Origin of the sequence: Neobacillus sp. PS3-40 (assembly GCF_030915485.1) — a bacterium.
Taxonomy (GTDB): Bacteria; Bacillota; Bacilli; order Bacillales; family Cytobacillaceae; genus JAUZPL01.
The window spans coordinates 59,723-75,272 of record NZ_CP133266.1; the positions used below are offsets into that span (position 1 = coordinate 59,723).

A 15,550-nucleotide genomic window follows, 5' to 3' on the forward strand; every position below is an offset into this window, starting at 1 on the left:
TAGTTACGGGAACCCTATCATACGTAAATGAGGTTTGAGTTACAAATAAAATAACAAGCCGAAAATAATTTTATTTTTGGCTTGTTATTTCAAAATTACGTGAAATATGAGTGAATAAATAGTATAAGTTGTTTATACTCTCCTATAAACTTTCATTCCAAATAGGTATGAAATCATTATGATTAGTACCATCCAGCCTATGGACACCCATAAATCATTTCCAACAGCTTGTGAATTTAATAGATTTCTGACTGTTTGTATAATCGGGGTCATCGGTTGGTTTTCTGCGAAGATTCGAACTACTTTTGGCATTCCATCGACAGGGACAAATGCGGAACTGACAAAAAGCAACATCAACAAAATGTAAGAGAAGGAACTAGCTCCTTCAATACTTCCAGAGGCCAAGCCAAAAGGTACTGAAATCCATGTTAATGCAAGAGAAAAAAGAACAATTATTAATGCCACAAGAAGCCATTCTGAAATTGATGCATTACTCCTAAATCCAGCTAGAAATCCAACTAACAAAACGGCAATAATCGATACAAGCATAGAGACAACGGAAGCGCAAACCTGACCACCTAATACAGATGATTTGGATATAGGCATTGACTTAAATCTATCAAACATCCCAGAAGTTTTATCTAAGTTAATTCGTAGAGAGGTATAAGCAGAGCCTGTGGCAATCGTCATTAATAAGATTCCAGGGAGGATATAGTTAATATAATCATCTTGTGATACTCCTGGAATTTGGATCGCTCCTCCAAATATATAAACCATACCTAATAACATCATGATAGGCATTGCAATAACTGTAATAAGCGTATCGATACTTCTCATGTTATGTTTAATAATTCGATTGGCAAGTGTTATTGTATCACCAAAATTTTGTACTATATTCATTATTCTCTCCCTTTCGTTAGTGTCATAAATACATCATCAAGGGTTGGGGTAATCATTTTGAAACTCTTGAGTTCAATTTTTTCATTCGTTAGAGCATTCAATACGTTTAACGTTGTAGTTAAATCCTCTGTTAAATCAATGGAAATCTCATAACCTTCTTTTTTTACAGGAGAATATGATTTTAAAAGTTCTAAAGCTTTCTCTGTATCTTGATTACTATTAAATACAAGAAGTAATTTATCTGCTCCAGCCATCCGTTTCATTTCATCTGGAGTGCCACTAGCAACAATTTTCCCATCACGTAAAAAGCCTATCTTCTCAGCTAAATAATCTGCTTCCTCTAAATGTTGAGTTGTTAAGAAGATGGTTTTCCCTTGCGACTTCATTTCTTTAATCGTATTCCAAAGATCCTGTCTACTATTTGGATCCAATCCAGTAGTAGGTTCGTCTAGAAAAATGATCTCTGGATTCCCAATTAGACTCATGGCTAAGTCAAGACGGCGTCGCATTCCTCCCGAAAAAGTTGAAACAGCTCTATCTTTGGCATCAATCAGATCAAACTTCACTAACAGATTTTCAGCAACTTTTCTCGGATTGCGTTCATGTCGCAATTTTGCAATCAAATGAAGATTTTCATATCCAGTGAGTACTCCATCGACGGTCGTATTCTGTGAACTAAAACTAAATAATTTTTGTGCCGCTACGGGATTGTCAGCAACATTAATATCTTTAATTGTCACTTTTCCACCATCGCTATTCAGTAGTCCTGTAACAATTTTTAATAGGGTACTTTTCCCAGCTCCGTTAGCACCTAATAAAGCATAGATGGAACCTGCTTTCACAGTGATATTTACATCTCTTAAAACTTCATTCCCTTTAAAACTCTTTTTTACATTTTTGATTTCAAGGGCAGTTGAATTCATGGCTTACTCTCCTTTATTTAATAGAGTCTCTTAATTTTTTTCTCATTTTGTCCATCCATGTTTCTTCTGGAAATTCAGCCAATAATGAGTCAGCAAATTCTGCTATATCACTTCCTACTACATCTCGTACGCTTAAGCCATCATTGGCACTATTCTCAAACATCTCTAAAATATTTTTCAAAAGTTCAAACATGCCTGAGCCCTTAGCAAAATTCCACATATAACTTTCAATTGCTTTCATTGCTACTCTGAACTCTTCAGGTAATTCATTCACTCTTTTTTGATAGGCACGATATTCTCGTTTTTCTTGAATCATCTTTTTAAACATCATTTTGCTCCTTTATCTCCTTCATTTTTTCTTCTAAAAATGTCCAGCGCTGCCAAAAGTCATTTAATTCTTGTTCGCCTTTAGCATTTAGCGTGTAGAATTTTCTCGCAGGCCCAAGTTCAGATTTCTTTTTCTCAATCTCCACGAGCCCTTTTTTCTCAATTCGAACAAGTATGGTATAGACAGTTCCTTCCACAATATCATCAAAACCTAACTCAGTAAGATACTTAGTTATCTCATAGCCATAGGTTTCGCCAGAGTAAATCTTTTGAAGAACCACTCCTTCAAGAACTCCCTTAAGCATTTCAGTTAAATCCTTCATATATCCTCCTATCGATCTACTTAGCATTACTTAGTACCACTATATAGTATTACGAAGTAGCGGATGTGTCAAATCATTTTCTTTTTTTATTTATATAGGCTAGGGATGCAACAGGGGTAATTTGTAAGTGCTACCGAGTATGAAGACGACATTTAATAAAAAAGTTTACGAAAGCATACCTAACTCAAAACCTCATTTAGATTTAACACGGTGAACCGTACCATAAGTAAATGAGTTTTTAGTCAAATGCCTCTCCTTAAGGATGGGGAGGCTAAAACGTAACAAGTTCTCTTAACAGAAATAAAAATGATCAGAATTTTATTGGCGAAATTTAAGGGAAATAGGTTGACAAATTTAGGAATTCTTTTATTCTAAAAATAGCTCAATCCTCAAATTCATCAACGGCATATTCTTATCTCCTTTCCTACCGCATGAAATCATTAGTCTTAATTCACCTTTTACTTTCTCCAATCTAAACCACATTAAACCTGTTTTTATACTCTACATTAACTCCCATTAATTTTAAAAATTGGCCGATGTTTAAATGAATAAATAAAGGAGATGATTCATTCATGGCATAGAATATGTATGCTATAAAATGCCCATGTTGGGGAATTTGAAGATTATTATTACAAAACTTATGAACTGTACACTTTTTGTATGAGTTGTGGTTATTATTACAACAAAACGATTGAAAAATATACCAAAAATAATATTGAATACAAAGAAGAGAAGAGTGAAGGGGACGGTATGTTTATAGTGGTAAATAAAGACGGAAGTCGGGAAAAGGCGATTTTGAATTGTAGTCAAACAGATGCACAATTAGAAGATTTAAAAGCACAAATTATGGACAAAAATGTTAATCAAGAAAAAAGGTACTTAGTTTCTTACGAAAACGGAGTATAAACCATACTATTTGGTATCCGCCCAGAAAATTTTCATTTATCATTTGAGGAGTATCAGGAACATATGTTTGTGAAGTATGGAGCCCCTGAATATGATTTTATGGTTCCGATTGAGGAATAAATAAGGAGGGAAGCTATGGGATTTGAAGAAGAATACCAAGCCTTTATGAATGCGCACTTGCAAGCAAGAACCGGTGAACGGCTGCGACGCTTACAAGAAGGTCACAGCCATGCAGAAATGATGTTTTTGAAGGAAGTGTGGTGGCCTTTATTTTATCATTTCCGCCACCTTCATCCGGAATATGAAGTCAAAGATTTCAAGGATGGCAAAAGGTATTTGGACTTTGCTTATATTCGTCCCGCCATCCGGATTTGCCTTGAGATCGACGGATATGGCCCTCACCTGAAGAACATAAGCAGGTGGCAATTTTCCGACAGCCTGGAACGCCAAAACCAGTTGGTGATAGACGGTTGGACCATGATCCGTTTTTCTTATGACCAAGTTAAAGAGCAACCTCGTCGGTGCCAACAGATTGTCCAGCAAGTGATCGGCCGAAGGATGGGTGATCAACTGGATCAGACCTCTCTATCCTTTGGCGAAAAGGAAGTGCTACGGCTAGCGATTCGAAAAGGAGAAGCCATATCACCTGTAGAAGTCGAGAAGTATCTGAAGTTAAGTGACAAGACGGTAAAAAAAGTACTCTCTCAACTAGTCGATAAAAGGATGCTGATTCCCGCATCTGGGACCATGAGGGTTCGCTCTTATCGGTTGGGGACCAGATTAAGCACCCAGTTTGATATATAGACGGAAAAATTTCGCTTAATTAGCAAATTGGATTGAAAATAGCTAAAATAAAAGGAGAGATTCCGGCTATTAACTCGAAAACTGCGAAAATGTGGGACTTTGCCTTGCATAACCGGAAACCCTCCGCTTATTTACCCCGAAATGAGCTCCATTCTGCATCTAACCGAAAAATCTCCGCTTATTTTAATGTCGCTGGTTACCCAAGTAAGGACAAGCCTTCTATTATTTAAGAGGATTTTTCATCTACAAGGAGAGCAACGTTTAAGGGATGAAGAAATTATTGTTTAAGAAGGGAAATCACTTGCAAATTTTTTTAGATTAAAATAATGCTTAGTCAATCACTATGACTATATTAGCAGGTTTTGGCCCAATAATTGATAATCTTGTATAGATTAGATATGCATTAATTTATTAAAAACCTCATTTAGATATAACACGGTGAACCGTACCATAAGTAAATCAGGTTTTTTGATAATCCGATAATCTACTCTCGGATTATTGGAAAATTATTTAGGTAATAAGGATAAAAAAAGGTATAATCATTAGGGGAATTTCTCTGGGGATTTCCATGAATTTTTAAATGTTTCCCAAAAAATAGGTAAGAGATAGTAATCTAAGTAAAAAGTTTCGAGATTAGAGGGGAAGTAATGAGAAAAGAATGGATTCTTCGCTGGTCTTTTTTTGTTTTTGGACTGATCATTTTAGCGTTTGGTATTGCCTTGACAATTGAAGGAAAGGTAGTAGGAATAGGTCCTTGGGATGTGTTTCATTATGGAATGTTTCTGAAACTAGGGCTAACAATTGGATCTTGGTCCATAATTATCGGATTCCTTTTGCTAACCTTTGCCTCCATAGCTACGAAAAAACTACCTAAAATAGGCGCGTTCTTAAATATGCTGTTGCTTGGTCTATTTATTGACTTCTTTATGTGGCTATTGCCAAGTATTAATAGTTTAATAGGAGCAATATTTTACTTTATTTTAGGCGTTGTTCTAATAGGTTATGGAATTGGAATCTATGTTTCGGCTGATTTGGGTTCCGGACCACGAGATAGTATTATGATCTTAATTGTAGACAAAACAGGATGGAGTATTCAATGGGTTCGTAATGGAATGGAAGTACTAGTACTCATTCTGGGTTGGGCATTGGGAGGTCCAGTTGGGATTGGTACAGTAATTATTGCCTTTTTATTAGGCCCGATTGTAGGGTTTTCCTTACCACAGTGTAAAACGCTATTAAAGTATATGCTTGAGAAAAAAGAACACAAAAAACTAGCTGCTTAATAAGCTAACCTTCTAATCTTCAAGAGGGTTAGCTTTTTTTATCTAATCAGAATTTATATCCATAAATTCTGCTCGCGTATAAGGGCAACTACGCCTCTGTCATCGCCCTTATGGGCTCGCCAATCGGCGAGTTTTCTTTATGAGGAAAAGGGGCGGAGCTGTGCAAAGGGAATCATTTCATCTAATTCGAAGCGCTAAATAAACTGTTATCGCTTCAAATTAGGAGAAGATCAGCTTCGCTCACACCGTCTTATTATGTTGGTTTTGTAAGTTAACAAACCCTCGAATAGCCTTGTTACCTTAACTGCATTATAAATAGATTACAATTTAATTTTCCGATGGAACTGTCTGAAGTAGGACTGGTCCTTTTTCCATTGAAACATTTATTGATTTTGAAAGTCTAATAATGCAAAGGGGGGAGTGCATTTGAAAAAATTAATCGTTCCATTAATAGTTGTGATTTTTTTGATATTGGTTATCAGCTTGGGAACAGTTACTAACCAGGAAAGTCCGGGATTCTTAAGCAAAGTAGATTTTAACAAAAATAATTATAAAAAAATTATTTCCGCTAATAATCAATTGGGATTCGACTTGCTGCCGAATGCTAGGGCAAATAAAGATGGCAACAAATTTATTTCTCCTACGAGTTTATTGATGGCGTTGTCCATGGTCTATAACGGAGCGGATGGGGTTACGAAAAAGGAAATGGCAAAGGTTTTCCATGCAGAGGGGATCGAGGTAAAGCAGCTAAATAAATCCAATGCATCCTTGATGACTATGCTTCAAAGTGACTCAAAGCATAGTCAGTTACATATCGCAAACTCGATTTGGCTAAACAATCATTTTCACTTTCAGGATGATTTTGCACAAAATAACGGCGATTATTATAACGCTAAAATACAACAAATGGACCCATCAAATCCCCAGACTCCCAAAATCATAAATGACTGGGTTGAAAAATCGACAAATGGAAAAATCAACAAAATGATAGGTCGGACTGATATAGATCCTAATACAGTATCCTTCCTCATTAACGCGATTTATTTTAAAGGGGATTGGATGCATGAATTTGATAAAAAACTTACAGAGAATCGAACTTTTCATTTGGATGACGAAACCTCGAAAGATATGCAGATCATGACTCTTATTGAGAAAGTAGCTTATATAGAAAATAAAGACTTCCAGGCGGTTACTCTCCCTTACGCCGCTGGAAAAATGAACATGATTGTATTTCTACCGAGTGAGAATTCCAGTTTGGAAGAATTTGAAAAGATGATTACGAATGAAAACTGGGAGAAATGGAAATCTGAATTCCATGAAAAAGAGGGAACGGTTCTACTGCCAAAATTTCAGGTGGAATACAAAGCAGAATGGAATGAAGCATTAAAGAAGCTGGGTATGACGAGCGCATTTAATGAAAATGAGGCTAATTTTACGAAAATGATTAAAGAGAGTAGTCCTGTATGGATTAGCAAAATAAAACAAAAAACGTTTATAAATGTGAATGAAGAAGGTTCTGAAGCAGCTGCAGCAACCTTGGTAAAAATGAAAACAAAATCGGCTCCTGTGGCTGAACCATTCCATATGGATATCAATCATCCATTTTTTATGGCAATAACAGATAATGTAACGGGAGCAATCTTGTTTATGGGTGCTATTTCCAATCCGCACAAGGGGAAGTAGAAGGAAAAAGAACCAGGCTAATTTTTTCCTGGCTCTTCGAAATATAAAACGTCTCCATGGTCATGGTGAACTTTGTTGGCTTACGCCTGTCGGCCTTGGGAAGCTATTCTTACTATGACGTTCGCCACAAGGCGTTTGTAGTCTGTCCCTTATGTTGGTTTCATTTGCTTTTGGTCTAAGCGATGACTTAGGAAAGTTAGAAGACTTGCTAATATTGCAACCAACCCACCGACCCATGTCACACTCATCAAATTTCCTTGATGGTAAACAATTCCCCCTAATGCGGAACCAAAGGCAATACCAAAATTGCTTGCGACTGGCATCAGTGAAGCAGCTAGTCCTGTCGCTTTTGGTTGATAAATACCGGCAAGGTCTATCAAATAAAGCTGGGTAGATGTTGTTAAAAGGATAGCCATTAACGACATTATGCCAAGGTTAACCAAACCATAGATAAAATTATTTGTCGTCCAATATAAACTGATCAGAACAATTGCTTGGACTAAGAAAACAAACCGAAGGCGTCCGATAGCATTGTGGTTGGCAATTTTACCAGCCAGTATGTTGCTAAAGATCGAAATAAATCCGTAGCCAAACAAAATCAAACTGATTGAACTACTTGGTGCTGCCATTCCTTTCAGGATCGGTACAAGGTACGTATATACAGCATATGTGGCTCCAAATCCAAGAGATGGAATGAAGAAAGCCATTAAGATTCGTGGGTGTGTCAACAAAGAAAATTGATCACGTATCGAACTACGAAATTGGCTGTGCATAGTTGGCAAAATAAAGAAGGAAGCCGAAAACGCAATACCACCTAGAAAAGTCGTTAATAGGAAGGTCGTATTCCAGTCGTACCATTCAGCGATGACAGTGCCAATGGGTACTCCAATCACGTTCGCAAGCGTAAAACCGCCGAAAACGAATGATATAGCGAGGCCGCGTTTTGCGATCGGCATAGTTTCACTTGCAACAATCATAGCAAGTGAGATTAAAACGCCAGTTACAATCGCCGTCATCATCCGCAGTGCAAGGAGCATGATGAAGCTTGTCGAAATCACGCACAAAGCATTTAGGATGGTGAACGATCCTATCAAAAATAACATCCATTTACGTTTTGGAAAATGACTTGTTGCCGACATCACGAGGGGTGTGGCAATGGCAAACGTAATCGCAAATGCAGAAACAAGTGTACCTGTTTTTGCATTTGTCATATGAAGACTTGAAGAAATATCGGTTAAAATTCCGACGATAACAAATTCGCTTGTCCCTAGAACAAAAGTTAATAAAGTAAGTGTTAAGATGAGTAGCCAATGTTGCTTGGATAATTCTGCGGTGTGCATAAATACCTCTTTTCTTAAATGAACATAAATGTCTCACATGCTAGATAAATAAACAATTTAACAATCATACCATAAAACAGGATTGGACCATCTATTGTCGGAATTTTTACATCATTCACTCATGCTCATGATTATGATTCTGCTTTGATTGGAGCAGCAAGTTTATTAGTGGTTGGTGCATGCTTGCTTTTAAAGGGAATGACAATTTGGACTTTTGATACAGCAATTAGTAACAAATTAGGACAATTTCTGACAAAATACAACAAAAAATGATACAAAAGTCCCTTTTTTTCATTTTGATACAGTGATAAAGTAACTATAGGTTGTTAAATATTTGAAGATTATTAGTTTGAAACAACTTAGGAATCTACCTTTTAAAAAGACAAACGGTAAATCAACATCACGATCAAAATGATTAGAGTAGAAGTTTCTGTTTTAACTATAGTTGCAACCCTATTTACATAATTTCTGATGTAATTAAATAATAAAATATGAAAAGGCAAACTTACTGAAAAGTAGGGACGCAAAGCCATGAGTCTAAAGTTGAATTACTATGATTGTCAGGCTACCAAAAAAGATGAAGCCATAAACGCTATTTATAATTATGACTTTTTACCTACCTTTTTTGGTGGGTTTTTTTATTGAAAAAAGAAGGCATGCTTGTGTTTACACAATGTGGACTTTTAGTCTGGGTATTGCCAAAAACACAAAAGGAGTGATTTATTATGATGAATTTTCAAGAACTGATTACAATGATAAATAAAAGCGTAGATGAACTAGACTTTGTTACAGCAAGAAAATACATTGAACAGAATTTAGATCTTTTAAAAGATAAAAAATCCCTTCTAAAAAGTAATGCAAGAGAATTGCTACTATTTTTAGAAAAACAAAAGGTTGAACCTCTTAAACGAAATGAGCAAGCAGTGATTAATTCTATTAATTTGTATTCTAGAAAATTTGATATAAGAGGATTGAAATTTGCTATTCGAGAGAATACCCAATTAATGTTAAGAAAAGATATATTGTTGTATTTAAATTCTGATGCAAAAGCTTTATTGGAGAGTATGAAAGTGATTTAGGTGAAGATTAAGTAGTTGTATTTAAATTTAAAAGGAAAGAGGAATCTGGGAAATTGGAATCGGAAACTGATATTCATAGATTAATTGAGACAGGTGAATTTTTTCACTATTCGCAAGGTTTATATGAAATAAAAAACCAGAAAAAGATAGGAAATGAAATCTTATTACGCTCAAAAATAGGATATCCAGATGTTATTTTTCGTGAAGCAAAAGCTGTTAAGAGACTCTATGAATTAGAAACAAAGTCCATTCTTAAATTGTTAAAAACGCATTTTTCTCAAGAAAAAATTCCAAAAGAATTCTTGTTTATAAATGTTTATCCTTCCACATTATTAAATGGAAAATTTCCAGACTTTATAAATAAAGTTTTAAATCATTTTCCCAGGGTGAAAAATATGATTGTGTTTGAAATCATTGAATCTGAAAGAGTGGAGAATATTCCTATTTTAAAAGAGAGGATCATCTTTTTAAAAAGTCTGGGCTTTTTATTTGCGATTGATGATGTAGGAAAAGGATGGTCTTCTCTGAACATGATTATTGAACTTGAACCGCATTATATAAAACTGGACCATTACTTTTCTATCAATCTTTCAAAGTCTTTATTAAAACAGGAAATGATTAAGTCCCTTCTTCATTATGCTCAAAAGTTCAAAATTGAAGTAGTGATCGAAGGAATTGAACGTGGATCTGACTTGGCAACAGCAAAACGATTGGGTATTCCTATCTGTCAAGGATTCCTTTTAGAAAAACCAAAACCAATGGCTATGTGAAACAGTTTTAACAATAATAAAATAGAAGGTGTTTTTAATGAAGTTTCAATCTTTATTTAGTTTTAAATCATCCATTAAAGCAAAACTTATTACTATTTCGATCCTGATTTTAACTATTCCAATGATTATCTTAAGCTTTTCAAACTATCAAAAAAGTGCTACTAGTTTAGATGAACTAGGGAGAACAAATTTAAAAAATAGTGTAAAAATGACACTTCAAACAATAGAGGCTCTAAATAAAGACGTCGAAAATGGTGATATCTCTTTAAAAGATGCGCAAGAACAATTAAAAATATCTATCTTGGGCGAAAAGAATGCAGATGGTAAAAGGCCAATAAATAGAAATATTGATTTAGGAAAGAACGGATACATGTTTGTTTTAGATAACAAAGGGAATGAAATTGCCCATCCAAATATAGAAGGTAAAAATATCTGGGATCAGGAAGATCCTAATGGTGTAAAATATGGTCAGGAAATCGTTAAAACAGGAAATAATGGAGGAGGCTTTGTATATTATGTTTTTCCACTGCCAAATGATAAGAATCAAATCGAACAAAAAGTAACGTATTCAGAAACGGATCCACATTGGGGTTGGACTATCGGTGCCGGGACTTACATAAAAGATTTTAATAAACCAGCTAGTGATATTGTTATATTAAATTTAATTGTAATAAGTATTACTTTGCTCATCGGTATTTTAATTATTTGGATATTTTCAAACAGTATTTCTCATCCTATTAAACGAATAACTGAACGAATGAATGATCTTTCGATTGGAGATTTGTCTCAAGAACCTATTAAAATAAAATCTAAGGATGAAACAGGTAAACTGGCAAATTCCATGAACGATATGCAACATAAATTGAAGGAAATTATGAGAAGTATTTCCAATGCTTCGGAAGAAATGACGAGCAGTAGTGAAGAATTAACTCAATCGGCAAATGAAGTAAAGGCTGGATCTGAGCAAGTAGCAATAACTATGCAAGAAATGGCAGCCGGTTCTGAAACACAGGCTAATACTTCAAGTGAATTGTCCACTGCTATGGGAGAATTTTCAATAAAAGTACAAGAAGCAAATGAAAATGGGGAACAAATCCAAAAAGCATCGAATGAAATTTTAGAAATGACAAATAAAGGTAGTCAATTAATGGAATCCTCTACCAACCAAATGAGTAAAATTGATCAAATTGTACAGGATTCTGTCCATAAGGTTCAAAATTTAAATAGCCAGTCCCAAGCAATATCCAAATTGATCATTGTTATTAAAGATGTTGCCAATCAAACAAACTTGTTAGCGCTAAATGCAGCTATTGAAGCAGCAAGAGCGGGCGAACATGGCAAAGGATTTGCTGTTGTTGCCGATGAAGTAAGAAAACTGGCAGAACAAACAGCTAATTCAGTAAATGATATTACCGGGATTGTAACGAGTATGCAGACAGAAGTTGGCCTAGTCACAGAATCATTACTAGATGGATACAAGGAAGTCGAACAAGGTACGAAACAACTTGAAACAACAGACAAAACATTTGTAGAAATAAATAAATCTATAACAGAAATGGTCACGAACATCAAAGCTGTGTCAGCCAACTTATCAGATATTGCAGCTAGAAGTCAACAAATGAATGGTTCCATACAAGAAATTGCAGCAACAGCTGAGGAATCTGCAGCTGGAATTGAACAAACTTCTGCATCAACTCAACAAACCAGCAGTTCTATGGAAGAAGTCGCAAGAAGTTCAAATGGAGTTGCAAAGTTAGCTGAAGACTTAAATGAAGTAGTTAGCCAATTTAAACTGTAATTTATAAAAAGAAGAATGGTGCCTTTCCCTGGTGTGTTGATACGTAAACACACTGGGGGTAGGCACCTTTTTTGCATGGACGTCCACCTGTATTTCTTTTATTTAATTACCATTCTGGTCAGTAGAAGTTGCAACAGCATTTGAGAAAAATCAAAATGCATAGCTTACAAAAAAGAAAGCAAACTAAAACCATGGGTGCTGAACAACGAAAAAATATGAAAAATTTAAATCCGATATTTTTATTCAGTGTATTACTAATAGGTAGCACCCTTGAAGGAATAACTAAACAACGACAAGGGTGGTGAAAAAATGGGTAAAAATAAAGATAACGAAATTAATAATTATAAAAAAGCTCTATCAAAGGCAGATACAGAATTTGCGAGAGAAAGTGGACTTAAAAAAATAGCAATAAGAGCCCAAAAAAATGAAAATAAGTAAAACAATAAGGGATAGTGAACTTTCCCTCTGTCCCTAAAAATTAACATAATGTTTTTAAGGGACATTGAAAAAGATCGTCTTATGACGGTCTTTTTCTTTTGGTAAGCATATATATTTTTTTATGAAATTGAAAATTTCCCTTCGTTAAATCAAAAGTATAATCCACAATCTTCCTTCATTACAGCTTCCATTCTCAAAGTGTCCAGACCTGTTCTTGTTCAACAAAAGATTAGTTAAACAAGAACAACTAAGCTTTAATAAAACGGTAACAAAGTGAATAGTAAGTTTAAAAAAACACACCCTATAAAAGGAAAGGGGTGTGTTTTTTTGCGTGAAATAAAAATACTAAGGTCTATGTCAATTATAGGGTTAGGTAGTTTGCCATTTTTATTCAAGAAACAACCCGTTAAAGATTGGGTTTTAGTTTTTTTTATTAAAGGGTTTTATTCAGGTTTTATAGACTCTTTTGTGGTTAGTAAAAAAAAGGTCACATATCCTGTAAGAGCATTTCCAAAAGTTTTTGATATCCATATTATCTTTGACCTTTTACTATTTCCAATAGCTTGTGTTCTTTATAATCAAATGACGTATCGTTCAAGTATAAAAAAAATAATTTCAAAGGTATTTATTTTTAGTATTCCTATTTCAATGGTGGAATATTGGGCTGAAAAAAACACAAGATTAATTAAATATCATAAAGGATGGAATATATTTTATTCATCTTTAACATTAACTATTTCATTTTTGCTTGTAAGGGCGACAATGGGGTTAATTAGAAAATACGATAAGACTACTATTGAAAGGTATAAGGCAAAAGGGGTTATTTAGCTCACGATAGACAAAGGGACACAATCTAGTTATCTTGCCTTAGGAGATCTCACTTAAACTTTTCTTTACATTCGTTTATTTTGTGGGTAAACTATATTAAATCATATTAGAAGGGAATGATGGGTGGCCGATGAAGTACTAATCTTATTTCAAACATTTGAGAATACTTTTTTTTCAAATTTAAAAATAGGATTAGTCTGCCCATTTTCCATATAACTTTTTATGCTATTCATTAAAATAGCTATTTTTTGTTATGAAAAATGCAACTAATCCTTCCAAATTTATTTGGGAGGATTTTTTTCTCCCTTGAAAAAGAAAGGGTGATACGATGAAAGAAATCGTAAAATTAAATCATATAAGTTTAGAAATTAATGACCGTATTCTATTTAAAGATAGTAATGCAACTATTGGCCGTGGAGAAGTGATTGGTCTAATTGGCCGCAATGGTAGTGGAAAGTCCACGCTCTTACAAATTTTACTCGGAACTGTAAAACTATCTGAGGGAAATGTTGAATGGGAAAATCACAAAACCGATATCTTTTTAGTGGATCAGGAGAAACAAACTTACGTAGTTGATAATGTTACACAATTAGAAGCTACTCTAATGGCGAAATGGCATATTCCAGATGTTCCTTACGAATTATTAAGTGGCGGAGAAAAGCTTAAAATTCGGCTTGCAAAAGGTTTCGCGTTAGCACCGCACCTACTCTTATTAGATGAACCAACAAACCATCTAGATAAGGAAAGTTTACAGTTGTTAGTTAATCAAATAAAAAATTATTCTGGTACAATCATTGTTGTTTCACACGATAGATATTTTTTGGATGCCGTTGTGACAAAAATTTGGTCGATTGAAAATACAAAATTAATTGAGCAAAAAGGAAACTATTCACATTGTCTGAAGGTTCGAGAACAAAGAAGATTAACTCAGGCAAGAGAGTACGAAAAACAACAAAAAAAAATCGAGCTCGTTGGAAATCAAATAAACGAACTGACATCGTGGTCGCAAAAAGCGCATGCACAATCGACGAAGCAAGAAAGCTTTAAAGAATATTACCGTGTAAAAGCCAAACGAATGGATTCACAAGTCAAATCTAAACGTAAACGTCTCGAGAAGGAACTTGAGAAGACAAAGATTGAACGTATTGAGGAAGATGAACCTGTTCGATTTTCATTAGAAGCAAATGCAAAGGTCGGCAAAAGATTTTTAGAGGTGAAAAATTTAAAAAAGGAGTTTGAGGGACAATTATTATTTGAACAGACGAATTTCACTATTCAACACGGGGAAAAAGTAGCGCTTATTGGCCCAAATGGAAGTGGGAAAACGACGTTTTTAAATATCGTAATCGGTACGGAGCCAGCGTTTGGGGACATTTGGGTGTCGCCATCTGCAAATATTGGTTATTTAACGCAGCAAGTATTTGACTTACCTCTAGAACAAACGCCTGAACAATTATTTAAACATGAAACATTTAAAGAACGGGGCAAGGTTCAGAATTTAATGAAGCATTTAGGATTTACAACAAGCGTGTGGTCTGTGCCAATTGAACAGATGAGTATGGGAGAGCGCGTAAAGTGTAAGCTCATGCAATATATACTGGAAGATAAAGATGTTCTAATTTTGGATGAACCCACAAACCATTTAGATTTGCATTCGCGAGAGCAGTTGGAAAAAACGTTAGTAGAATATACTGGTACATTGATCGTTGTTTCACACGATCAATATTTCTTAAGCAAAACGACTTCTGTTCAGTTAGTTTTTGAAAATCATCGTATTCAAAAGAAAATAAGTCAATCAAATGAACATGTTGATTCACTAGCAGAGCAGCGTTTAAAGCTTGAAACAGAGCGCCAAGAAGTATTAGGGAAATTGAGCTTTTTATCATCAAAAAACCCTGAATATATAGAGCTCGACCAACGATTCAATGAACTTACACAAAAGATTAAGGGATTGGAAAATCTGTAAGTAAGGATGGAACCCAGGATAAGGGACTAAAATGAAATGATTTTGATAAACGTTTTTATGTTGAACGAATTATTTTAAGGTGCTTAACAGGGAGATACTACGTTTTAGGTAGTATCTCTTTTTTTAGTTTCTTCCTCAAATACAATGAAAGTATTAAATGAATCAGCTTTTTCTAATGCAAA

Annotated in this window: 15 protein-coding genes and 1 riboswitch; of the genes, 10 read left to right on the forward strand and 5 right to left on the reverse strand. The window is 34.8% G+C overall.

Features of this window, described 5'->3' with window-relative positions:
- Positions 1–132: 132 nt before the first annotated feature.
- Genes RCG20_RS00275 through RCG20_RS00290 form a run of 4 tightly spaced genes read right to left on the reverse strand, consistent with a single transcriptional unit; the run spans position 133 to position 2,473 of the window.
- Positions 133–900: an ABC transporter permease gene (locus RCG20_RS00275; RefSeq protein WP_308182246.1), complete on the reverse strand. Its 768-nt coding sequence runs from the start codon at positions 898–900 to the stop codon at positions 133–135.
- The gene (locus tag RCG20_RS00280) at positions 900–1,823 is read right to left on the reverse strand and encodes an ABC transporter ATP-binding protein (RefSeq protein ID WP_308182247.1); all 924 of its coding nucleotides are present in this window, start codon (positions 1,821–1,823) and stop codon (positions 900–902) included. Before RCG20_RS00280 ends, RCG20_RS00275 begins: the two co-directional genes overlap by 1 nt.
- A 13-nt stretch (positions 1,824–1,836) precedes the next feature.
- Positions 1,837–2,151 carry a DUF1048 domain-containing protein gene (locus tag RCG20_RS00285; protein WP_308182248.1) on the reverse strand — a complete coding sequence of 105 codons (315 nt, stop codon included), beginning with the start codon at positions 2,149–2,151 and terminating at the stop codon, positions 1,837–1,839.
- The gene (locus RCG20_RS00290) at positions 2,144–2,473 is read right to left on the reverse strand and encodes a PadR family transcriptional regulator (protein WP_308182249.1); all 330 of its coding nucleotides are present in this window, start codon (positions 2,471–2,473) and stop codon (positions 2,144–2,146) included. The genes RCG20_RS00285 and RCG20_RS00290 overlap by 8 nt, the downstream gene beginning before the upstream one ends.
- Before the next feature lie 750 nt (positions 2,474–3,223).
- Here RCG20_RS00290 and RCG20_RS00295 point away from each other — a divergent pair.
- From RCG20_RS00295 to RCG20_RS00310, 4 genes are all read left to right on the forward strand, one after another.
- Positions 3,224–3,379: a hypothetical protein gene (locus tag RCG20_RS00295; protein WP_308182250.1), complete on the forward strand. Its 156-nt coding sequence runs from the start codon at positions 3,224–3,226 to the stop codon at positions 3,377–3,379.
- A gap of 135 nt (positions 3,380–3,514) precedes the next feature.
- The gene (locus RCG20_RS00300; protein WP_308182251.1) at positions 3,515–4,183 is read left to right on the forward strand and encodes a DNA-binding response regulator; all 669 of its coding nucleotides are present in this window, start codon (positions 3,515–3,517) and stop codon (positions 4,181–4,183) included.
- Between the two features lie 647 nt (positions 4,184–4,830).
- The gene (locus RCG20_RS00305) at positions 4,831–5,466 is read left to right on the forward strand and encodes a YczE/YyaS/YitT family protein (protein ID WP_308182252.1); all 636 of its coding nucleotides are present in this window, start codon (positions 4,831–4,833) and stop codon (positions 5,464–5,466) included.
- A gap of 426 nt (positions 5,467–5,892) precedes the next feature.
- Positions 5,893–7,149, forward strand: coding sequence for a serpin family protein (locus RCG20_RS00310; RefSeq protein ID WP_308182253.1), 1,257 nt, complete (start codon positions 5,893–5,895; stop codon positions 7,147–7,149).
- A 149-nt stretch (positions 7,150–7,298) separates the two neighbouring features.
- Here the strand turns inward: RCG20_RS00310 and RCG20_RS00315 are convergent, their stop codons facing one another.
- Positions 7,299–8,489 carry an MFS transporter gene (locus RCG20_RS00315; RefSeq protein ID WP_308182254.1) on the reverse strand — a complete coding sequence of 397 codons (1,191 nt, stop codon included), beginning with the start codon at positions 8,487–8,489 and terminating at the stop codon, positions 7,299–7,301.
- Positions 8,490–8,977: 488 nt separating this feature from the next.
- Positions 8,978–9,062, forward strand: a riboswitch (cyclic di-GMP riboswitch).
- A gap of 152 nt (positions 9,063–9,214) precedes the next feature.
- Here RCG20_RS00315 and RCG20_RS00320 point away from each other — a divergent pair.
- From RCG20_RS00320 to abc-f, 6 genes are all read left to right on the forward strand, one after another.
- Entirely contained in the window at positions 9,215–9,568 is a 354-nt protein-coding gene (locus RCG20_RS00320; protein ID WP_308182255.1) for a hypothetical protein, read from the forward strand.
- Between the two features lie 53 nt (positions 9,569–9,621).
- Positions 9,622–10,338 (forward strand): EAL domain-containing protein, encoded by a 717-nt coding sequence (locus RCG20_RS00325; protein WP_308182256.1) that lies wholly within the window; start codon positions 9,622–9,624, stop codon positions 10,336–10,338.
- A 37-nt stretch (positions 10,339–10,375) separates the two neighbouring features.
- A complete protein-coding gene (locus tag RCG20_RS00330; protein WP_308182257.1) occupies positions 10,376–12,136 on the forward strand; it encodes a methyl-accepting chemotaxis protein in 1,761 nt (586 codons plus the stop codon).
- Positions 12,137–12,445: 309 nt separating this feature from the next.
- On the forward strand, positions 12,446–12,574 hold the full coding sequence (locus RCG20_RS00335; RefSeq protein WP_308182258.1) for a hypothetical protein: 129 nt from the start codon (positions 12,446–12,448) through the stop codon (positions 12,572–12,574).
- A 327-nt stretch (positions 12,575–12,901) separates the two neighbouring features.
- Positions 12,902–13,402: a CBO0543 family protein gene (locus tag RCG20_RS00340; RefSeq protein WP_308182259.1), complete on the forward strand. Its 501-nt coding sequence runs from the start codon at positions 12,902–12,904 to the stop codon at positions 13,400–13,402.
- A 328-nt stretch (positions 13,403–13,730) separates the two neighbouring features.
- Entirely contained in the window at positions 13,731–15,368 is a 1,638-nt protein-coding gene (gene abc-f / locus RCG20_RS00345) for a ribosomal protection-like ABC-F family protein (RefSeq protein WP_308182260.1), read from the forward strand.
- The last annotated feature ends 182 nt before the right edge of the window (positions 15,369–15,550 follow it).